The following is a 22,481-nucleotide window of genomic DNA, read 5'->3' on the forward strand; positions in this document are numbered from 1 at the left end:
GTAAAGAGTATGAATAACTTAGCTGACTTCATCAAAGTTTATGATAATGCAATTGATCCAGCCGTGTGTAAAATACTCGTAGAAAAGTTTGAAAGAAACTCTGCGAAGCAGATACTCAATGGCAAAGCGGTTCGCGAACATTTGCCGAATAGTCAATGGACCGAACTAGATATTGGTAGGTTTCTGGATAAAAACGAAACTGATTACATGATTAAAACCATGTTTAAATACACTAACCAGTATAACGTTGACTGTAATCTGCAGCCTGCTCTTCCTGAACCCGGAAGCATCGATCAATTAATTTTAAAACGTTACAATCCGAATGGTGAAGATAAATTTGAACTTCATTTTGATTCGCTGGGCAATGTAGCATCACGTTACTTGGTTGTGTTGTGGTATTTAAATGATGTTGAAGAAGGTGGAGAAACCTGTTTCCCACGCTTAGATATTAAGGTACAACCTAAAGCGGGTAGATTACTTATATTTCCCCCTTATTGGTTGTACATGCACCACGGTAATCCGCCCATTTCATGTTCTAAATATATTGCGAGCACTTATTACCATTGGTAGTAAGTTAGCAAGCCGAATTTATTTAATAGTCAGAATCAAAATATGTTTAAAAAACTTAAAACCCCCAAAGTGGAATTCTTCACCGACCATGAAGAATTATTACCCTACGCGCCAAAACCAGCAGCCCACTTTTATCCAGAATGGTTTAAACGTATGGATGGCGCTCACAATGTGCAGCCAACACAACGTTACCCTTTTGGTTTAGACAAAGCGCTAACCTTATCGAATGTAAATGCTACTGTGAAACGCTGCCCAGGGGTGGTCTCCTATATGTCGCAAGGCTATGTGGTTCCTCTATGGTCTGACTTTGTAGTACAAGTTCGTCAGGATACGATATACGCGTTCGGTTCAAATGAAACAGCCTCGGTTAGTTTGCATGGTAGACACATTCATTTCGATAAAATGCCGGCGTCTAAAGATTATTATAAAGACGCGGTAAAATTTACTAATCCATGGAAAGTTAAGACGCCTAAAGGATGGTCGTTATTAATTACTTCGCCCTTTTATCATATGGAAGAGCGTTTCACGGTGATACCTGGGGTGATTGAGTCTGATACCTATCATCATATGCATGTGAATACGTTTTTTAAAAGTTATCCTGCCGATCATCAGCTGCGTATGGGGATGCCATTTATTCACGTTATCCCCTTTCAGCGTAGTAAGCTAAAATATGAAGCCCGACTATCTACGGAAGAAGACAAGCGCTTAATCAAAAATCTACGCTTCAGATCGGATAAATTCTTTAAGAAAAATCAGGCAATGAAGAACACGGATAACGACTAGATTAGCTTTAACAAGAGTGCAACGCACGGGCAGGTTGTCTTACAGAAATTCACTGTGCGTTTTGCCGACAGTTATAGTTCATTGCATTTATTAGCTGATATCAATCCCCGCCTCGTCCAACATCTTAGCTAATGGCGACAAATGGTTCTCAAAACATCGCCACTTACCCACAGACCGAGTATGAATAGGTTGTCTAATTTGCGCTTTGCTGGCGCTCGATGTCGCTGACTGAGTTTGGTAAAAGTGTAGACATTGGCTTTCGTATGGAATGTCCAGCTGTTTAAATAAAGTCTTTACCGTCCTTTCTGGGAAGTGCGTAAGGCTTTCGTATGAAACGACAGTTAATCGATCACCTAATATGTCGATCCAATAATTTATAAGCTGGTCTGCTGCTATATAGTATTTTGCCAAGTCTGTTAAATCGAAGGCATATCTAAAGAAAGGTTGTTTAAAAAGAGCGAAGCACACATCCATAGGATGTCGTTTTACAAAAATAAGTTTTGCATGGGGCATGCTAGCTGCGACTAAGCCTAAGTACAAAAAGTTTTCAGGTAATTTTTCAATAAAATACCGAGAGCCTGTCAAACGATGATTAATCAAATTCAAGTATCGTTGACCAACATTTGCGGGCTCGGTTTTACTTAGTTGACGAAGCGAATCGCTACTCGGGGTAGCTAAAGGTTTAAGCCCCGCCTCCAGTTGCAATGCAACTTGAAAGAAGAAGCTTTCGTCAGCACTTTCTATTTCACTATGACTCGATAATATCTTATCCAAAAGCGTCGTCCCCGAACGGGGGAAGCCCGTAACAAAGATGGGAGACGTGACTTCAGAAAGCGGCTGCGTTTCGGCGTTGCAGCAATCTTCGTCGAATACCGACTTCATAGTATGTAGAAATTTTAAGTCACCATCCACGGTATACGAGCCAAGGTGTTTCGCTTGCGCCCCGCCACTTTCATAGTGCTCAAATGCCTTATCCCATTGGGCTAAATCTTCATATTCTTTTCCTAACGCATAATCAAGAAAAACGCTATTTCCTTGCCCAGAAGAAATGGTTTGCTTCAGTTTAAGCATCTGTTCAACATGACTTTCTTCTTTAGCAGTCGCTAAAACACTTAAATCATAATGCAACTTCTGATTTAAAGGCTGCTTAGCGAGAATGTTTTTGCAAATTGAACTCGCCTTTTCAAGTTTCCCAAGCGATGACGACACCGCCACTTGTAGCGTAAGGATCGTGGCATTATCAGGTTGCAATTCACATGCTTTGGACAAAACTACATCTGCCTGTTCTAACTTTTGTAAGCGCTGAAAACACTGTCCAGCCTTATAAAGGTAGTAAGCATCGCTTATCAGAGAAAAATCTAGTGACTCAAGGTACGCTATCGCAGAGTCATACTGTCGACTATTAATTAACAATTCTGCCAGTTCGATTATTGCTTCGAACCTTTCAGAAGAAGCCTTTGCAGCTTGAGAAAAAAACGCTTTAGCCTGGTCAATAGCCCCTGTTTTTACGCGAACCATTCCAAGAAAATAAAGCGCCTCAGATTCGTTTCCTTCCGAGGCTAATAATTGACGAGCCAATAGCTCGGCGGTGTCCCAGTTCCTTTTGACGAGGCTATGCTTTATGCGAGTGGATAAATCCATAACTCGGCCATTACTAGTCACATTTAATTCCGGCGTCGAGCAGTATTTCCTTTAAGGGTTTTAAGTGCGCTTCGAAAGAACGCCATTTATCTATTGAATTGCTATGTAACTTTTCTCTTACTTGTACAGAGCTAGCTGTAGTGCTTGGCGCCGTGTTGTTATAGAAAGCTAAACACTCCGGCTCAAAATTTATATTCATCGCTGAAAATAAGGCTTCTACTTCAGTCTCAGATTGCGTTACCAGTTTTTCGTAGGAGATTTCGATTAGATCGTCGCCGAATACATTGCGCCAATGGTCGAGTAATTCAACATGCTTCTTATAATAGTGTCCTAAATTTTCCAGGTTATAACTAAATTTATACGCCCATGTAAATACTTGCTTATACATGGCGAAACACGCATCCATCGGATTTCGCTGCATGTAGATAAACTTCGCATTTGGAAACGCTTTTTTAATGAAACCTAGATAGATAAAATTCAGAGGCAGTTTTTCGATAAAGTATGGTTTCGTCTTATCCAGCCGATACTCGGCGGCAGCAAGATACATTTGCGCTAACTGCGAAATATCTTTCTCTGCAGCGCTCGCTATTATCTCAGGTGATACTTTTCTTTTATCGTTGATATTACTAATGTTACGTATCAACATTGGCACAAACTGACTTTCGCCAAGGGTGCTTATTTGACTGTGTGAAGATAACATCCGTTCGAGTAAAGTTGTACCCGTTCGAGGCAGGCCAACAATAAAAATGGGTGTGACTTCGGCCTCACGCTCCTGACGCCTGGTGTCTTTCTGCATCCATGTATTCGTACAATTGTCTATGACACTCTGAAGTATGTCCAGGTCTTCATTGACATCATAGTTAGCGACTTGCGTTGCCGCGTCTCCTGCCATCTTGTAATAGAAAAATGATTCGTCCCACCTTTGCAAATCTTCTAGTTCTTTTGCGATGGCGTAATACATGTATATATTTTTTTCGGCGGGATTAGATTCCTTTTCCAACACTGTCTTCATCTGACTTACATGGCTATCATCCTGAGCGGTCTGCAAACGTGAATAGAAATAGTGGTTACGTTGGTGAGAAGGGGAGGATTGCATTAGTTCTTCATAAAGCGCTTTCGCTTCAGACGTCTTGCCCAGAAAGACACAGCTCGCAGCAAGGTTCGCTTTGAAGGTATTTATTTCAGGTTGCAATTCATAGGCTTTTTTATGCAACCGATAAGCGGTTTCTGGAAGCGATATTTGATCGCATATTACCGCTGCCAAACTTAGGTAATAGGGTGAGTTGTTCAGATGCTGTTGGTATGTTCGTACCAATTCTGCTGCTTCCCCATTGCGTTTGGATAATACATATAAATGGCCAAGCTCAATGGCTGCGTCGTATCGATTATCATCCAGTTTTAAAGCGTTGGTAAATGCACTAATGGCGGGTTTTATCTTTTGCTGCAATGCGAATAGTTTGCCAATAAGAAAATGACTTTCAGGTTCACGGGGGTAGGTATCTACTGCTTCATGCGCTACTTTCTCTAACGTGGCCCAGTCTTGTTCAAATATTGCTTTTCGCCCCACCTGACTAAGATTATTTATACCTTCGCTCATCCTTTTTACCCAACTACTATTTTAAAGCTAAACATGATATCAGAAATAAGAATTTAAGACGACGAAAGCTGATTTAAATGCTGGCAGAAATATCCTTGAGCAGCAATGTTTTATCTGCTCAGCAAGACAAAGAGCGGGGGCACTAGCAATGTACTTGTTCAGACCGCGTAGATGCAACAACCACACGTCCTTTCAAATTGAATCAGGCGCAGATGAATGAGCCTAACAACCCGTGTGACACGGTCGTTTACACGTTTGCGTGATGCACGATTTACCCTGATTTATCTTCCCCGATTCAGCATATAAGATAATTAGAAAGTTAGCGCTAATTAAGCTCATATTATTGCTGAGTGATACAGTAATAGCATACAGATTACTTTAAGGCCCATAATTGCCTCACGATTTTATTGCCAATATAACAGTAATAACACTCATTACCTTTTGGAAGTGTTAAGCACGATTAAACAATTATATAATCGCTGGAAGTAAATGGGGCACCAGAAAGTTCATGAATATGAACTCACTGTAAGAAATAGAAAAGCAGATTCTCGCGTAACCGTACTGTAGCTCAAAATAACAAAAGATCTTAGAAGCTATCTGCGTAATTGCTGACGACTGATAGTGCCTCACGACTATTCTCATAACTGACACTTCAAATTCAGGCAAAAAAAAACGCGCTTTCGCGCGTTTTTTACGGAACTTTCTAATCTTAGAAAGAGTGCTTCAAGCGAACGTAGTAACCACGTCCGAACAAGCGATAAGTTGATGGATCTGTGTTAGCGTTAAAACCAACATCGATGTACGGAGGAGCTTCATCAGTGATGTTAGTTACACCAGCAGTGATTTTAGTTCCTTGACCGAAGTCATAGTTGGCCACTAAGTCATGATACATGGTTGAATCAATGTCTTGGATGTACGAACCATCAGGACGGTTACCTTCACCACAGTTACAGTTGGTGTCAGCTTCAAGTGCACTGATGAACTCACCTAAGTAAGATACAGTCAATCCATCCATGCTCCATGCAAGCGTCAAGTTAATCTTGTCTTCTGCATACGCACCGCCATCTTCAGCTGTTGGGTCAGTGAAACGACCAGAAAGATCAATCTCTGCTACACCTGGTGCTGGTTCCTTACTACGCTCTAGTAAGTGCGCCCAAAGCATTGTCGCTTTAAACATACCTACATCAGTATCCATGCTCCAGCGAATTTCAGTATCGATACCTTCGGCGCCCTGTGAAGTAACGTTTTCATCAATGTCTAAAACGTTGACAATGCTATAGTCATCAGCACGAGAAACTAATGCACAAGCGTTGCTGTTCCCATTTTTATAACACTGGTCTAGTATGTAGCCGACGCCGAAAGAACTGATACCGTTCTCGATGTCCACTTTCCAGTAATCAAGCGTAACAGTTACATCGTTATCACCTAATTCTGGCGACCAAACTAAACCTGCAGTGAAAGTATCACCTGTTTCAGGCTCTAGGTTCTGGTTACCACCTACCGTAGACCTTAACTGACTGTCAGACTGCACAGATTCTTGTGCACAACCCGCAGCAATGGAACCACCGTTTCTTGTTGGATCACAAGGGTCGCTAGCAGTTACGAAGCTATCACTTAAACCAGCAAACAGGTTAGTAATGGTGGGAGCACGGAATACGGTACCAGCTGTAGCACGGAACTTTAAGCTTTCAATAGCTTGGAAGTCAGCACCAACTTGCCACGTAGTGTCGCTACCGAAGATGTTGTAGCTATCGTAACGTGCACCTGCTTTAAGGTTAAGAATTTGAGAACCGTTATCGAACACAGGCGCATCAACTTCTACGAACGCATTTTTGTTATATAGCGAACCAGCGGTACCTTCACCTTTGTTACCCGTTACAGCGCCGGTTGCTTTACCTGAGTCAGGAGAGAAGCGGTAGTTCTGTGCATAGTAACCTACACCAGCAGCCCAACCAAGCTGGCCACCAGGTAGTTCAAGCGCTAAACCTGAAACGCTGAAATCAAGTATTTCTTGTTCAGTTACGTAGTGATCTGTTAATGGTGCTTCTACATAATCGAACATCTCTTGTGTAGCAGTGCCTGGACCACCGAATACGTTGAACGGTACACACCCTTCAATAAGTGTAGTTGGATCGTTTATGTCTGAATAACATTCTGGGCTGCCGTCGCCGTCTAGATCAGCAGATGGACCAAATGCATTGTTCAAACGCGCACCGACCATTTGACCATAGTCAATGTCTGTACGAGCACGGTAACCACGGTTGTAGGTCAACTGCCAGTCGTAGTCGTCCATTAGTGTACCTTCAAAACCCATCACAGCAGAAACCTGAGTAATATCCTGCGTAAATCTACGTGATGACTCTAACATACGACGACGAACTTCTGTTGCCGGTTCGACTGCCAAACCAGCTTGAGTCATCGCTCGGCGCAGGTAGAAGTTATCTTCTGATACACCACTATAAGCTTCACCATTAAATGTACCGTCGTACGCTGGATCAAAGCGCGAATCGTACGGCATTGGCGCTAGTTCTTGCTCAGAAGTACGTAGGTTACCACGTAATTCACCGAAGAAACGCACATCATCATTGATGTCCATGTTACCTTCAGCGAAGAAGTTAGTCTTCTCATAAGGCGTTTGGATGAAGTTAACCGGCGCGAAGTTATAAGTACGGCCATCATAATCAACAAGCCCGTTTCCTTCGTTCATCAGGGTTCCCGCATTTTCGAAAGTAAGACGACCTTCTGGAACACGAGAAGAACCAATTGGGAAACAACCTCCACTTCCAGTACCGTCATACTCAGCGGCTACCTGGTTTTCACAACCTTCTGGATACAGATAGTAAGAGTTCTGGAAGAAGTCCCAAGGCGCGTCGGCTTGGTACGCAGGCTCTTGGGTTACATATTCCGCACCGAATACCAGGTGACCATCAGAGAATGATTTACCCGCTACTAATGAAACGCTGTCTTGCTTACCGCTGTCCATATCGAAAAAGTCAGCAGTCTGAACTTCTACATCAACGCCTTCGAAGTTTTTGCGCGTAATGATGTTTACAACACCCGCAACAGCGTCAGCACCATATACCGCTGAAGCACCATCTTTAAGAATTTCAACACGCTCGATCATCGCAGCAGGAATGGTTTGGTAGTCACCACCGTCTACAACACGACGACCATTAATTAGCGTCAATGTACGGTCGGTACCTAAACCACGTAAGTCTACCAATACTGAACCCGACCCACCGTTGTTAGTCGTAGTACCAATAGGTGAACCAGACATTGAAGGCATGCTTTGGATGAAATCACCCACGTCAGTAAGACCGGTTACTTCTAACTGACTTCTGTCCAATACGAATACAGGACTTGCTGTTTCTAGGTCAGCACGCTTGATGCGTGAACCTGTTACGGAAATTTTTTCGACTGTATCTGCAGTTGCATCAGTGTTGTCCTGAGCTACCGCAAGATTTGATGCTGCAAGTGATGCAACACCAGAGGCCAAAGCCAACGCGACTGACTTTGCCAGTTTTGAGCTTGTATACATGTTTGTCTCCCTAGACCACTAAAAAATTATTAGTGATTATTGTTTTACCGCTTGGGCGGTTTTTTTGATAATGAGGTGGTGAGCCTCTGTTGCGATAATATACATAGGCTTATCATAGAGTCAACACGAAAGCTTTTAAGGGTGTATAAAGAAAGGGTTTTTTGCAAAAAATAGGGCGAATTTGTAAAGTAATTGTTACAAGAACAAGAGATATTCGACGCTAAACAAAGGGAACTTTTTTTAAGTCACCACTGTCTAACTATGTTTGCCTTTATTTTTCATGGGGTTAGCGTCGAGATATAATTATAAGCAAATTTTAATTAATTTAAAACATTACTATTTTGTTAAAATATTAACTTTATTTACCTTAATATGTGCTATGCGAGGAAGTAAATATTTTATCTTAGAAACTTTATCAATCATCCTCAGACGAAAGCTATCGTAATGTGAGTACAGATCATTTGACCTAGCGTTTCCTTATTCAGAGGAATTCAAATGCTGCCATTCCTGGGTTTTCTGTGCAATCGTATGTTGTTCCGCTAGAATTGCCTGCAAATCGTGCCGACTAGTCAATGGATTTGCCAGTACTACCCGAAAAACTGTTACGGAATTAGCGGGATAGTCAGGGCTTTCTAATCGGGTTCTGGACACAAACGATTTGCCTGCTTCACGTTGCAGTTTTTGCACATTAACCACTAGCCTGTCAAGGACTTGATTCAATTCGTTGACTTTCTCTGTATCGGCTGACTGTAGTTGAGTCTGAATGTCACGGGGGCATATCCGATACGTGAGTAGCGACAACGTCGGCGCTGTAATCAATTCGAAATCCGGGTGGCGATTAATCATTTCAGCAAATGTCTTTGCTTTTTCGATACTTTGATCAATTAACAGCTCGTAGCCACGGCGACCAAAAATATGGAGGGATGAATAAACCATCATCGCCATACCGTTTCTTGACCCTTCCAATGTGGTGGCACCTAAATCTTTAGAACCTTCACGAAGAATGTACTGGGCATGATGTCTTACCACATTGGCGTTTTCCGGATCTTTAAATAACGCCATACCTGCCCCCATTGGGACATACATTTGTTTGTGCGCATCGATTGTAATTGAATCTGCTCGTTCAATCCCTTTCAACTTGTGACGGTGTTTATTAGAAAACAAGGTTGCGCCACCCCAGGCAGCATCAACGTGAAACCAACAGCCTAATTCTTTTGCTACATCAGCTAATTCATCTAATGGATCAATGTGCCCTGTCTCGGTAGTGCCCCCTACACCAACAATCGCTAACAGACGATTCCCGCTCTCCTGATAGGCTTTCCCGGCTTTAAGCGCATCTTCGGGCTTGAGCGTCTGAGTGGGACAAGGCAGCGCTAATAATTGTTGACGACCAATTCCGAGCGCATCAACAGCTTTAGACAGCGAGTAATGTCCTCGTTTAGAACACATTACACCGAGGTTGTTGATGCCATAATGACGGTACGCCGAGGCCAACCCTTCTTTCGCAACACCACCGAAGCCTTTTTCGGGGCCAAGGGCTTTGTTACGGGCCACCCATAGGGCAGTTATATTCGCAACGGTACCGCCCGAGCAGAATGCACCTAATGCATGGCGTGCGCTATGCAAATACCGTTGATAAAAAATATCATCTTCGTTGTACACTAAGTGATGCATCATACCGAGTACTTGACGTTCAAGGGGTGTGAATGCTTTGGAGGTTTCAATTTTTACCAGATTTTGATTTAACCCCACCATTAGTTTTGAAAGGGGTAAATGAAAGTAAGGTAACGCCGATGTCATATGTCCGATAAAGGTAGGGGAATAGGTGTTCACGGAGTGGGCCACCAGCTTGTCTAACAAAGACTCAGCATGGGAAGAGACGAATTCTGGCGATTCTGGGACCCGGGAATCGGAAAAATCCTGCTCAATTTCTTCCAATAAGGTTTTTTTGGTGACCACATGTTGAGAAAGAAAGTCTAAAATATTATCAGATAGATGCTGTTCTATCTGGGCAAGTTTAGAATCCTGGTGTTCAGGCTTGGTAAATACCCTATACAAATGCCTGAGACTGACCTGAGCTTCACCCACTAAACGCACCTCTAAAAATTTAAACTAAACTATTCACCGACATCAAACGTTACTAAATTATCCTTTTATTCAGGATGAACGTTTGATACTAAATATGAAAATTTAGCATTGCGACGACAAAGAGCCGAACTGTACCCCAGAATGCGGGTTTAGCCAAGGGGCTACTACTATTTCAAATGATATCTGGAGCATAAATCATGTTAATGATTCTATCGCTTAATGGAGGGTGAAGCTGCAAATTTATTCAAATTAGGGGTTTCAACGAATATTTGTCATTTTTTAATTAGCGGTCTCTGCTATAGTCAAATAAGAACGATCTGGAATTAAGAATCATGCCTATCCGTGAAGTGACTGAAAATTTTAGTATTGAAAGCATCGTACCTTACTTTCAGCCTATAGTGGACCTGGAGAATGTGCGTGTATGGCGCTACGAATGCCTTGCTCGATTGGTTACACCTTCTGATAAAACGTTTTTGCCAAGCGAGTTTCTGTATTTGATTGAGCGTAATAATCATGTTCATCAGCTAACCGAAACAATGTTCACGCAAAGTGCAAAATACTTTAAAAACGTGAATATTCCCTGGAACATTAATCTTGATGCAAGCGATCTGGATTGTGAAGAACTTACCAATACATTAATTATGCATTTGGCTAATTATCCCAACCCGTCCCGGGTGAGTGTTGAGGTAAATGCCAGTACGGCACTGAAATATCCTGATCGATTAAAAGCCTTTATTGATAAAAGTATGCATAGTGGGCTTGGCGTATTTATAGACAATGTGGGTAAATCACCAGGTAACATTAAAACCCTGATGTCTATGCCTGTGCGGGGGATCAAATTAGCAGGCGGTTTAATTCGCCAATTCGATACTCAGCCTGAGGTAAAAGAGTTTCTGCTAAATATCTGTGAACTTGCTCAGCAACGTAGCATTGCTCTGGTTGCCGAGCACGTAGAGGATGAACAAACGTTAGATAAGGTGAAACAGCTGCCTATTCGGTATGCTCAGGGGTATGTTTTCAGTAAGCCCGAACCCAAGCCGGTAGAACATTAGTAAATTCTGGTAAACCTACTTACTCACCCTCTTCGCTATAGCAATCGAGTTTCCAACATGTTTGGCCGCTTTGCTGATACTTACGTTCGAAGGGGGTGAAGGCATCCTCTTGCACTATGGAAGTAAGATCGCTTCTCACACCGTAATGGCTAGCGGCCCGAGCAAATTCCATCAAATACACCAGCCAGTTACTTCGTACCTGAATATTGCCAGTAATTGCCATGAGAGCGGGCATGGCGGCGCTGGCATGCCAACGCTTTTGCACCTGACTGGCTTTAGGATAGGGGTTGGGATAGAGCAAGTAGTGCTGACTTACCTGCCAATTTGACGATCGTACTAAGCGCCAGAAATCATTTACATCTGCCCTTATCAGTAAATAGTTACTGTCTCCTTTTTGATAGGCATGATGTTTACCTATGCGAGCCTCTGACTTATCAATGCCAATAACTTTATGGTCAGGAAACTTATTCGCCAGATTCGCGGTGCTTTCTCCCACACCGCAGCATGAGTCGAGAATTATCGGCCCCTGCCAACCCTCAAGCCAATCACATGTTTGCTCGAACGCAAGGTCAGTATGTTCACTAATTGGACGCTTACTTTCGTTTTGCTGGTATTTTTTGACAATATCGTCCAGCTTATCGTGCACACTAGTTTGATTGGTACTGATGGACCGGGAATTGCCGCAAGATTCGCTCATTAGGAGCGGATCCCTTTGCCAGTATCCAATAGGTAGTACGCCACACCAAATAGTAAAACATTAAACCCTACCAGCAAGGCTAATGCGACTTCGATATTAACGTCGGATACGCCTAAGAACCCATAGCGGAAGCCATTAACCATATACACAATTGGATTTGCTTTACTTACCCATTGCCAGAACTCAGGCAATAGGCTTAAGGAGTAAAACACACCGCCAAGGTAAGTGAGTGGGGTAAGGACAAATGTTGGTACTACACTGATGTCATCAAAGGTCTTAGCGAACACCGCATTGATTAAACCTGCAGTGGCAAATAAGGATGCCGTTAACAGCAATGTTATGGTGATAATCCCAAAGTGATGAATTTGCACATCCACAAAGAATAACGAAACTATTGTAACAATTATGCCTATTAACACCGCTCGCGCGACGCCTCCGCCCACGTACCCTGCAATGATAATCCAGGTAGGAACAGGGGCAACGAGCAACTCTTCTACGTTACGCTGAAACTTGGCACTAAAAAAAGATGAAGACACATTTGCATAGGCATTAGTAATGATCGACATCATAATTAAGCCCGGCACAATGAATTCCATATAACTAAAACCATCCATCTGCCCTATTCGGTTCCCAATCAGGCTACCGAAAATTACAAAATACAAGCTCATGGTGATAGCCGGGGGCACTAATGTTTGAACCCAGATGCGTAAAAAACGCGTACATTCTTTAATCCAGATAGTCGTAAGAGCGACCCAGTTGTTCTTATTTTGCATTGCTGGTTTGCTCCTGCTGGTTACGGCCTGATTCCACTAAACGAACGAAAAGTTCTTCCAGACGATTTGATTTATTACGCATACTCATTACCTGGATGCCTTGCTGTGACAGCTGATTGAATACCGGGTTCAGCCCTTCCGTTTTTTCTACATCGACTTCGAGGGTATGGCTATCTACCTGACGGTATTCAAACCCTTTTAATTCAGGAACTGCAGAGTTTTCACCTAAATCTAATATAAAGGTTTCCAGGCTTAATTTAGCCAATAACGATTTCATAGTTGTATTTTCCACAATACGCCCTTTATCGATAATGGCGATATTTCGACACAACATTTCTGCCTCTTCCAGATAGTGGGTGGTCAAAATAATAGTGATCCCTTGCTGATTTATTTCTTTTAGAAATGTCCACATCGAGCGTCGGATTTCAATATCCACCCCCGCCGTGGGTTCATCTAATATCAGCACTCTAGGCTCGTGCATCAAGGCTCTAGCAATCATTAAACGACGTTTCATTCCACCGGAGAGCTCTCTGGCTCGCGCGCCGCGTTTTTCCCACAAATCCAGTTGTGTCAGGTATTTTTGCGCTCGCTCTTTGGCGAGTCCTCGTGGTACACCGTAATAGCCAGCCTGATTAAGTACAATTTGTTCAACCGTTTCAAACTGATTAAAATTAAACTCTTGTGGTACTAGACCTATGCAAGCTTTAGCTGCCTCTTTCTGACTAGCCAAATCAAAACCACACACTTTAACTTCGCCATCGGTTTGATTAACGAGCGAACTGACGATGCCGATAGTAGTCGATTTACCCGCTCCATTGGGGCCAAGCAAAGCAAAAAAATCGCCTTCTTTTACTACAAGATCAATGCCTTTAAGGGCTTCAACATTGCCCTTGTAGACTTTACGTAATCCGGAAATATCCAGCGCTTTCATGAAGATGCCTGTCCTTTTGAGAGTAGATGTAGTTTTGTTATGCTATACAGAGAATAAAATACTGCAAGCTACTTAAATTGTTATATTTTCGAATTTTTCAACCCTGACATTGTCCTAAAAGCAAATCAAAAATAAGCGAGGCATTTATATGGCGCATCTATCCCCTTTATCTGAAGACGCTTCACCTGAGTTAAAAGATGATTTTGCCGTCTTTGTGAACATATTAGGATTTGTGCCTAATTCATTACTTACCATGCAACGCCGTCCCAAAATTGTAAAAGGTTTTGCAGAACTAACCAAAGCAGTTATGGCTCCTGATGGCACTGTCGACATGGGTTTCAAACGGTTACTTGCTCACTTTGCCAGCAGAGCGGCTGGATGTCAGTATTGTGAAGCACATTCACTTATTGCTGCCGGTCTACACGGGGTAAGTAATGATAAAATTCAAGCTATCTGGGAGTATCAAACCAGCTCACTTTATACTGAAGCGGAGCGCGTGGCGTTAGATTACGCGCTCGCCGCCGGAAGTGTACCCAATCAAGTCGATGACACACTGATGGCCCGTATGAAGCAACATTGGGATGATGATCAAATTGTAGAAATTCTGGCCGCTGTTAGCCTCTACGGGTTTTTGAATCGCTGGAACGATTCTATGGCCACTGATTTAGAAGCTTCTCCTAAAGCCTTAGGGGAAAAGGTACTAAAAAAAGGGGGCTGGACGGGCGGGAAACACAATACGTCACGCAGTCGAAAAAAAGGTTCGTCATCCTGCTGAAAGACAGGGTCCGATGAACAATGATAGTGAACGAGGGAGATCACCGCTTTCGCGGTGACGACGAGGTGTTTGTGTCGCTTTGCGGTAAACCATCACTACGATGTCATAAAAAAGATTCGTCACCCTGTCGAAAGACAGGGTCCCCTGAACAATTATAGTGAACGAGGAAGATCACCGCATTTGCGGTGATGACGAGATGTTTGTGTCGATTTGCGGTAACCCCTGTCACAATGTCGTAAAAAAGATTCGTCACCTTGTCGAAAGACAGAGCCCCTTGAACAATGATAGTGAACGAGGGAGATCACCGCATTCGCGGTGACGACGAAATGAGAGTCACCCTGTCGAAAGACAGGGTCCGATGAACAATGATAGTGAACGAGGGAGATCACCGCGTTCGCGGTGACGACGAAGTGAGAGTCACCCTGTTGAAAGACAGAGCCCCCTGAACAATGATAGTGGACGAGGGAGATCACCGCTTTCGCGGTGACGACGAAATGAGAGTCACCCTGTCGAAAGACAGGTTCCCCTAAACAATGATAGTGAACGAGGGAGATCACCGCGTTCGCGGTGATGTCGAGGTGTTTGTGTCGCTTTGCGGTAAACCATCGTCGCAATGTCATAAGAAAGTTCGTCACCCTGTCGAAAGACAGGGCCCCCTGAACAATGATAGTGGACGAGGGAGATCACCGCGTTTGTGGTGACGACGAAATACTGGTTCAGTTTTGGTGGTGATGACGAGATGATTGTTAACCTGATAGACACTCAACGGTTCGCGGTTAACTTTTCAGGCTCATCGAAAATTTCCATTACGACTTTTCGGTCAAAAAATGCTTCCTCAATTGTCGCCGTTGCCGCAAACTTTTCTCCTACTGAAGCAGTAATAATTTGTTCCGATTTTACCCCTGCCTGGGTTAAAAATTGCTTTACAGACAGGGCTCGTTGCATAGAGAGTGCTTCGTTGTAGTCTTCGTCGCCGCGACTATCAGCATGACCCGTTACTCTAACGCGCAACTTTTGGTTGTGTAAGAGTGCGGCTGCCAATAGCTTGAGTTGTTCCGCATAGGGCGGTTCAATAGAATACGACCCCGTTTTGAACTGTACCGCTTGTTCTAGAGCAAACGATGATAATTCCGGCGTATGCAGCATTGCTAATTCAGCAGCCTTTACACGTTTAGTTAGCGCATAGTTTTCGGCTCCCAATTGGCTAAGTGCTTGCGTTGATTTGGTAAGTTCAGCTTGCTTTTTGAGCAAGCTTTCTTTTTGGACTTCATCGTTTCCGATCATCGCGCCGATTATTCCCGCCACACCAGCACCAATTGGGCCTGCCACGATGGCCCCAATAACCGCTCCGGTGCTCAAGCCGATAGCAATAGATTTATCTTGTTGGTGATTTTCATCACCTTTAGCGGCTACCGAAGCAGGCAGGATAAGTGTAACAATTGAAGCTGCGATGAAGGTTTGTTTTAGTGTATTTGTCATAGCTGTACTCTTTCTATTAAGAATTATGGGTGAAGAGCACTTATTAAATCGAAGTTTTCTGTCAAACTACGAAAGGAAAAGTGGAAATATGGAGAACAAAAGAGGCGCGGTTGCCACAATTCAGTTTGGAAGCGAGCCTCCCCCCTCTAACGTGGTGGGTATATATATGTTGCACTACAGATATCAAAACGCAGATTATATATTGATTTTAGCTTTGTTTATTTCTGTAAATCGCTATCAGCCTGCCCAGCAAACTGAGCTCTGACGCCTGGCTCCAATGGCAGTATTCATACTCTGCATCTAGATAGAACAGCTCCAATAAGAAATAGTCTCGCGCATAAATACTATAACGTTGTATCTCGGTTTTTTAATATTAAACCTATGTGGTCACTTTTATAGGGTCGATAGAAAATAGAGGCCTCAGATATGCGTTCGCGTTATAATTTACTTTCGCTCTCAGCATATAAACACATTGATCATCAATTCGAACTGCACAAAACTTCCATTGCGTATATAGGTCATAACCAGCAAACGCGGTGGGACCAGAAAAGATAATGCAATCAAACTACTTTGCGATAACGCCAAGTAAGACTTTACTCTTCAACCCCCACCAAATCGTTGAACTCTAAATATGGCAGGAAAATGGCAATGTAGGGGAAATAGCTAACTGTTTCTGACCGCCAATGAAAACTATCGTATAGTAGCGAAATATCGTATTTAGATAGGCGTTACCTATGCCTCGCACCATTGCGCTAGTAGAAGATGATAAAGCCATTCGGGAAAACTACATAATTGCTTTACGCGCACAAGGATATACTGTCCACGCATTTGGGGACCGGCCATCGGCTTCGAAAGCTTTTGAAAATTCACTACCAGACTTAGCCATCATAGATATTGGATTGGTAGATGAAATGGAGGGTGGTTTTTTACTTTGTCAGCAGTTAAGGCAACTCTCACAAACCTTACCCATCATTTTTTTCACGGCACGAGATAACGATGTGGATACCATTAGTGGCTTCCGCATGGGGGCGGATGACTATTTGACGAAAGATATCAGTATGGCCCATTTGCTTGCCCGAATTGCCGCACTTTTTCGCCGTACTGACTTGCTTTCTACGCCTTCACAGCAAAGTGAACAGATACGTTTAAACCACCTATTGGTTGATGTAAGTCGCATGACAGTGAGCTGGAAGGAACGACCTGTAGCGTTAACGGTAACCGAATTTTGGATGTTACATGCCATTATCAAGCGACCTGGCCACGTAAAAAGCCGTCAACAATTAATGGACGAATCACAAATGGTGGTCGACGACTCCACGATTACTTCACACATTAAACGTATGCGCAAAAAATTTGTGCAATTAGATCCAGATTTTGATCACATTGAAACCGTATATGGCATGGGCTACCGCTGGCAGAGTTAATTAATGCGTTTTAGATTTTCTATCCGTTTCCAACTGGTCATTCTCTCGTTATTTTTATTCACCATCCCTTGGCTGGGATATCAATATGTGTGGGAAGTCGAAGAATACCTTCGTAATGGCCAAGAACAAACCATGCTGGGAACGGCGCGCGCTGTAGCCACTGCGTTGCATGAAAGAAAAGCATTGTTTGAAAGTCGCTCATCCTATTTACAGAATATTCGTCCGGGCACCGACTTGTACGCTCCTCAATTAGACAACCCAATTCGATTAGACGGTAAATTTGATGATTGGCAGGACATTATTCGCCTTGCTCAAGTTTACGGTAACAACAAAGTCGTTCAGCGGTACATAGCTGACAACTCCACTACATCTCTAAGCTTTACCCATATGGTCGGTAAGTATGAGCAATATCTGTACGCTATGTTTAAGGTCGAAGATGAACAGTTAATTTGGCGCAATAATAAAAGTTTGAAAATAGATAAAAGCGACCATTTGTTAATCAGTCTGCTCGACAAGCATGGAAAGTTTTCTCGTTACAGCATTTCTCCCTATCAACCTGGCTGGATAAATGCCTATCGCTTGGATGATGACTCCGCTCATATTTTTCCCATTGAGAATGCGCTAGAAATTCAGGGCCACTGGCGACAAACCCAGACGGGTTACAATATTGAATTGCGTTTCCCATTGTCCCTGTTTTCAGGATCACTTGCCTTCGCTTTGGTAGATGTAGATGATCCCCTCACACGCGAAAAAAAATACGCTATTGGTACCGCCGATCCAAACCAGTTCGATAAGCTAGGTACGGTTGTCTCTCCTTCTCCAGAAATTGAGCAGATTTTAGCTGGGTTAAAATACGCAGATTCTAGAGTATGGGTAGTCGATCGACATCAGCGAGTTTTAGCAAAAGCGGGGAATATTCAAGCTGCAACAGGCGTACGGGTGAAACCCCGTAAACAGTTTGACTGGGCATGGTTAAATTGGATTGAGAAACACTGGATCCTACCTGTGTACTATCACATCTTGACTCGTCCGCCGGATAATTTTGTGGATGAACTGGAAAATGCCTATGAAATCGAAACCCAGGGTGTCAAAACTGCATTAGCAGGTCGTGCCGAATCCTTGTGGCGTTTAACACCGGATAACCGAGCAGTCATTTTATCCGCATCCCACCCTATCTTTATTGATGGTGAAGTGAGAGGGGCTGTCATAGTAGAGCAAACTACCCACGGCATCCGAACCTTACGCAATCGCGCCTTAGAACAGTTATTTCACGTCATTATCGCGGTGATGCTATTAGGCACGCTGGGGTTATTTCTGTTTGCTAATCGTATATCGTCACGTATCAGAAGGCTACGGGATCAGACCGAAAGTGTCATCGACGAGAGTGGTAAAATTGTTGGTCAACTTAGCACTGCCAGACAACAAGACGAAATAGGCGACCTATCTCGAACCTTTGCGACGGTCATTGAGCGGTTGCAACAGTATAATTCATACCTCGAAAACATGGCTTCGCGGTTATCTCACGAACTACGCACCCCTATTGCAATCGTTAAGTCATCATTAGACAACTTAAAACAGTTTAACACTGAATCCAACAATGAAGGCTTCATCGAAAGAGCCCAGGACGGGATCACTCGGCTCAGTACCATATTAAACCGCATGAGTGAGGCCACACGACTTGAGCACGCAATTACGCAGGAAGAATCTGAACGTGTCGACCTGACAAACTTACTTTCGGCTTGTTTCGCTGGTTATCAGCAGGCTTACGACACCCGAAAATTCGTTTTTTCCAAAGAAATTGATCTCGGATTAATTAAAGGCGTACCCGAATTACTTGTTCAAATGTTAGACAAGGTTGTCAGTAATGCGGTTGAATTTAGTCAACCCGATGACACAATAACCTTGCAAGTATGCCAAAGTGGAAAATATTTACAGGTTAAAGCGGTTAATCCCGGGCCATTGTTGCCCAATGATATGCAAGATGAATTGCTTCAATCTATGGTATCGGTCCGAACGGACGTAAGTCATCAGGATACGACCACCGCCCCCCACCTGGGCTTAGGTTTGTATATTGCCAATACCATAGCAATGTTTCACAAAGGCCACTTACAGATTAACAACCTCGCGGATCATTCGGGGGTGGTTGTCACAATTTCACTTCCCAAATTGTAATTATTTTGTTTGTGTAAAAGAATGATCTGGTACATTCTTAAGCATCATCGATTCTTTGCGTTTCGCCAGCATTCTGGCGTATCGACGCATGCTCACAGCGTTATCTTTTTCGTCTAGAATATCTACACCCAACAACCGCTCTAATAAGTCCTCAAGGGTAATAATACCTTCCAAGCCGCCATATTCGTCCACTACCAGCAACATATGACGACGCTTTTGCAAAAAATGATCAAATGTAGATGAAAGCGGCATAGTATTGAGTACTGTGACCATTTTCTTCAGATAGGTCGCCAACGGCTTATCCTCATTCCCTCTAGCTTTGGCTAACAGTAAGTCAGTGCGCATGACGTAACCCGTAATATCTTCGTTATCGTCTTCTGAGTACAGCGGAATACGTGAATACTCGATATCACTGTGTTTATGAAAGAATTCTGAAACTAACATAGTTTCATTAGCAGAAAACATTTGAGTTCGATGGGTCATCGCATCTTTTACTTTAAACTCATGTAAGGTAAGTAAGCTTTGTAAAAAAGCGGCTTCGTGGTTGGCTAATTGGCCCTCCTGACTGGATACTTCAGCCATGGCCTGCATCTCGTTTCTGCTTAATCCTCGTAATGGACTGTCTTCTTTGAAGCTTTTGGTCATCCAACGGGACATCACTACAAAAGGGTGAAGGACAAGCGTTAAATATTTGAGGAAATACGCGGTAATCGGGGCTAATGCGCGCCAATAAGTAGCGCCAAGAGTTTTAGGAATAATTTCAGAAAAAACCAATATCAAAAATGTCAAAATAGCGGATATTAGGCCGAGGTACGCATCGCCGAAAACGATTGCAGCCTGTGCTCCTGCGCCAGCAGCTCCCATCGTATGAGCAATAGTATTTAGCGTTAGGATGGCGGAAAGCGGGTTATTAATATTGTCAGTGAGCTTGCGTAGCAACACCCCGCTTTTCTTACCCTCAGCTTCTAAAACCGAAACATAAGCAGGCGATACGCTTAATATCACCGCCTCGGCTATTGAGCAAAGAAAAGAAAACCCAAGTGCGATAAGCACATAAAACATCAACAACAACATAATAGTATTCCATTAGCGGAAATAGAAATAATCAATTTGTCTCCAAAAAAGTTGTTCAAATTGAGCGAATATACCGTAAGTAAGCAGAAGCATTTGAATAAGGTGTTTGTCGCTGTATTTTTACATGGGTAAATAAACAAATACAGTTTTGTGGGCTATTTTGTGGAATTTCAACATCTGCCATCTCGCACAACACTTACTGGAGGATTCGGTTTGCGCGTATTGACAATTATTTTTAGCATTCTTATCACTGCTGGCTGTACTACCTTACCCGATCAGCCTGTGCCAGTTGCTATTGACGGTAAAAGCCGTGCCATAGTATTTGATGTGGATGGTACACTAACGCCAAAGCCAATTGCTATCAATACCGCAAGAGAAAACGCCGCGCGGGCCGTAAATTTGTTTGCAGAGAACGGTTACACCATTATTTATCTCAGTGCACGCAACCTATTTTTTCAATTTCCCATTCCTGACTGGCTTCAAGAAAATGATTTTCCCGCAGGCATAATTCATGTTCCACGTACTCACGCAGAGCACTTTAACCCAGCGGAGTTTAAAGCTGGTATGTTACAAAAATATGTCGATGAGGGATGGATGCTGGTCGCAGCCTATGGCGATACGCATACGGATTTTGAAGCTTATTCACAAGTAGGTATACCTAGAGAGCGTATTTTCGCCGTACAACGAGAAGACGCTGAACAGTGCCAATTAACCGAGCAAATATGGGCCGAATGTTTGACTGGCTGGCAACCGCATTTCGAACAGATTATGCAGATAATTTCCCTAGAAGGCACCTCGGGGGATACCCAACCACCCATGCTGAACTCATCACCCTAAATTAACTATTTGTTTAAAGGTAAAGCGGTTGTTCCGATTATCTATATCAGAAACTTTGATATTTTTATGAACGTGGTTAATGACTCATTCCGTATGTTTTTAGACCCTACCCGCGGATTTTGTTTGTAAGATAAGAGGCTAGGAATACTGTGCTTGGTTACCGGGCCTACGCATATACATCACCATTTCAAGCGGATTGCTCTTTAGTTTGTGCCCCCAGCGCGGGTTCGCAAATTGTAGAATAGCGTCATTTTCGATAGTAATGGTCACTAGGTGCCATTGTTTAAGGAAATGAATATAAACAGGCTATGATAAAGCATGGAGGTTGCGGTAAAACACATGAAACCGCTATGTACACTTCGTGCAAAACGGCATGGCTGAGCGCGTATACACAACAACCTTTAACAAGGTTTTATTCATTCATAGATTTGTAGTAGCTCGTGGGAGATGCCTTGAGTCAATGAAAGAGTTCTAATTGTCCTGCAAAGGTAAGTTAACAGACCGAATCATACGAACAATAAAGCGTTTAACGCTTTCCGTGATGCGCTCTCGGATCGTGAGCTAACTTTGGAGTTTAGCGCAATTAAACTTAGTTATATCGCCGGAGTAAATAAGGCGCCCGCCATTACACCAATAGCGACTTGATGAGAACAATAGAAATTGAACAGCGATTTCGAGCCTAAACGTACTGTAGTTCTACAGCGCGAAAAGTTGTCCACACTGTCTCCTGTCCGCTTACCATACTTCACTAAAACAAGTTTAAAACGTATCAATGTAATTCCGAACGGGTCGCAAAAAGCAAAAAAGGCCGCTTACGCGACCTTTCTATGGATGACTCAATGTCAGCTTTGATTATTCGATAATCTTAGCTACAACACCAGCACCTACGGTACGACCACCTTCACGGATTGCGAAGCGTAGACCTTCGTCCATCGCGATAGGAGCAATCAGTTCAACTTCGAACTTAAGGTTGTCACCAGGCATTACCATTTCCACACCTTCAGGAAGCTGTACGGCACCAGTTACGTCAGTTGTACGGAAGTAGAACTG

The 22,481-nt window shown here is 43.2% G+C and carries 17 protein-coding genes and 1 pseudogene; 8 read left to right on the top strand and 10 right to left on the bottom strand.

Annotated features, from left to right (window positions below; all coding sequences use genetic code 11):
• The first annotated feature begins 9 nt into the window (after positions 1 to 9).
• Positions 10 to 570 (top strand): 2OG-Fe(II) oxygenase, encoded by a 561-nt coding sequence (locus OPS28_RS09050; protein WP_265609131.1) that lies wholly within the window; start codon positions 10 to 12, stop codon positions 568 to 570.
• 42 nt (positions 571 to 612) lie between these two features.
• Positions 613 to 1,353, top strand: coding sequence for a hypothetical protein (locus OPS28_RS09055; protein ID WP_265609132.1), 741 nt, complete (start codon positions 613 to 615; stop codon positions 1,351 to 1,353).
• A 90-nt stretch (positions 1,354 to 1,443) separates the two neighbouring features.
• On the opposite strand, the gene OPS28_RS09060 is transcribed toward OPS28_RS09055, so the two are convergent.
• The 4 genes from OPS28_RS09060 to panP form a co-directional block, all read right to left on the bottom strand.
• The gene (locus OPS28_RS09060; protein ID WP_265609133.1) at positions 1,444 to 3,015 is read right to left on the bottom strand and encodes a tetratricopeptide repeat-containing sulfotransferase family protein; all 1,572 of its coding nucleotides are present in this window, start codon (positions 3,013 to 3,015) and stop codon (positions 1,444 to 1,446) included.
• Complete coding sequence (locus tag OPS28_RS09065; protein ID WP_265609134.1) at positions 3,008 to 4,591, bottom strand: tetratricopeptide repeat-containing sulfotransferase family protein; 1,584 nt, start codon at positions 4,589 to 4,591, stop codon at positions 3,008 to 3,010. Before OPS28_RS09065 ends, OPS28_RS09060 begins: the two co-directional genes overlap by 8 nt.
• 709 nt (positions 4,592 to 5,300) lie before the next feature.
• Positions 5,301 to 8,129 carry a TonB-dependent receptor plug domain-containing protein gene (locus OPS28_RS09070; RefSeq protein WP_265609135.1) on the bottom strand — a complete coding sequence of 943 codons (2,829 nt, stop codon included), beginning with the start codon at positions 8,127 to 8,129 and terminating at the stop codon, positions 5,301 to 5,303.
• A gap of 477 nt (positions 8,130 to 8,606) precedes the next feature.
• Entirely contained in the window at positions 8,607 to 10,217 is a 1,611-nt protein-coding gene (gene panP, locus OPS28_RS09075) for a pyridoxal-dependent aspartate 1-decarboxylase PanP (protein WP_265609136.1), read from the bottom strand.
• A gap of 332 nt (positions 10,218 to 10,549) precedes the next feature.
• On the opposite strand from panP, the gene OPS28_RS09080 reads away from it, so the two are divergent.
• Positions 10,550 to 11,269, top strand: a complete 720-nt coding sequence (locus OPS28_RS09080; protein WP_265609137.1) for an EAL domain-containing protein — start codon at positions 10,550 to 10,552, stop codon at positions 11,267 to 11,269.
• Between the two features lie 19 nt (positions 11,270 to 11,288).
• Here the strand turns inward: OPS28_RS09080 and trmB are convergent, their stop codons facing one another.
• Genes trmB through OPS28_RS09095 form a run of 3 tightly spaced genes read right to left on the bottom strand, consistent with a single transcriptional unit; the run spans position 11,289 to position 13,670 of the window.
• A complete protein-coding gene (gene trmB / locus OPS28_RS09085; protein WP_265609138.1) occupies positions 11,289 to 11,966 on the bottom strand; it encodes a tRNA (guanine(46)-N(7))-methyltransferase TrmB in 678 nt (225 codons plus the stop codon).
• A complete protein-coding gene (locus OPS28_RS09090; RefSeq protein WP_265609139.1) occupies positions 11,966 to 12,739 on the bottom strand; it encodes an ABC transporter permease in 774 nt (257 codons plus the stop codon). Before OPS28_RS09090 ends, trmB begins: the two co-directional genes overlap by 1 nt.
• The gene (locus OPS28_RS09095) at positions 12,729 to 13,670 is read right to left on the bottom strand and encodes an ABC transporter ATP-binding protein (RefSeq protein ID WP_265609140.1); all 942 of its coding nucleotides are present in this window, start codon (positions 13,668 to 13,670) and stop codon (positions 12,729 to 12,731) included. Before OPS28_RS09095 ends, OPS28_RS09090 begins: the two co-directional genes overlap by 11 nt.
• Positions 13,671 to 13,818: 148 nt before the next feature.
• Between OPS28_RS09095 and OPS28_RS09100 the strand changes: the two genes are divergently transcribed.
• The gene (locus OPS28_RS09100; RefSeq protein ID WP_265609141.1) at positions 13,819 to 14,445 is read left to right on the top strand and encodes a carboxymuconolactone decarboxylase family protein; all 627 of its coding nucleotides are present in this window, start codon (positions 13,819 to 13,821) and stop codon (positions 14,443 to 14,445) included.
• Positions 14,446 to 15,207: 762 nt separating this feature from the next.
• On the opposite strand, the gene pdsO is transcribed toward OPS28_RS09100, so the two are convergent.
• Positions 15,208 to 15,924, bottom strand: a complete 717-nt coding sequence (pdsO, locus tag OPS28_RS09105; RefSeq protein ID WP_265609142.1) for a sortase-associated OmpA-like protein PdsO — start codon at positions 15,922 to 15,924, stop codon at positions 15,208 to 15,210.
• Between the two features lie 88 nt (positions 15,925 to 16,012).
• Here pdsO and OPS28_RS09110 point away from each other — a divergent pair, with 88 nt between their 5' ends.
• From OPS28_RS09110 to pdsS, 3 genes are all read left to right on the top strand, one after another.
• Complete coding sequence (locus OPS28_RS09110) at positions 16,013 to 16,189, top strand: hypothetical protein (protein ID WP_265609143.1); 177 nt, start codon at positions 16,013 to 16,015, stop codon at positions 16,187 to 16,189.
• 469 nt (positions 16,190 to 16,658) lie between these two features.
• A complete protein-coding gene (gene pdsR / locus OPS28_RS09115; protein ID WP_265609144.1) occupies positions 16,659 to 17,348 on the top strand; it encodes a proteobacterial dedicated sortase system response regulator in 690 nt (229 codons plus the stop codon).
• Between the two features lie 3 nt (positions 17,349 to 17,351).
• Positions 17,352 to 19,520, top strand: a complete 2,169-nt coding sequence (gene pdsS, locus OPS28_RS09120) for a proteobacterial dedicated sortase system histidine kinase (RefSeq protein ID WP_265609145.1) — start codon at positions 17,352 to 17,354, stop codon at positions 19,518 to 19,520.
• On the opposite strand, the gene OPS28_RS09125 is transcribed toward pdsS, so the two are convergent.
• Positions 19,521 to 20,594, bottom strand: a complete 1,074-nt coding sequence (locus OPS28_RS09125) for a CNNM domain-containing protein (protein WP_265609146.1) — start codon at positions 20,592 to 20,594, stop codon at positions 19,521 to 19,523.
• A 162-nt stretch (positions 20,595 to 20,756) separates the two neighbouring features.
• Between OPS28_RS09125 and OPS28_RS09130 the strand changes: the two genes are divergently transcribed.
• On the top strand, positions 20,757 to 21,431 hold the full coding sequence (locus OPS28_RS09130; protein ID WP_265609147.1) for an LNS2 domain-containing protein: 675 nt from the start codon (positions 20,757 to 20,759) through the stop codon (positions 21,429 to 21,431).
• 852 nt (positions 21,432 to 22,283) lie between these two features.
• On the opposite strand, the pseudogene tuf reads toward OPS28_RS09130, so the two are convergent.
• Positions 22,284 to 22,481: pseudogene (tuf, locus tag OPS28_RS09135) on the bottom strand (elongation factor Tu); the annotation flags it as partial.

It is taken from the genome of Alteromonas sp. ASW11-130 (assembly GCF_026183735.1).
Lineage (GTDB): Bacteria > Pseudomonadota > Gammaproteobacteria > Enterobacterales > Alteromonadaceae > Alteromonas.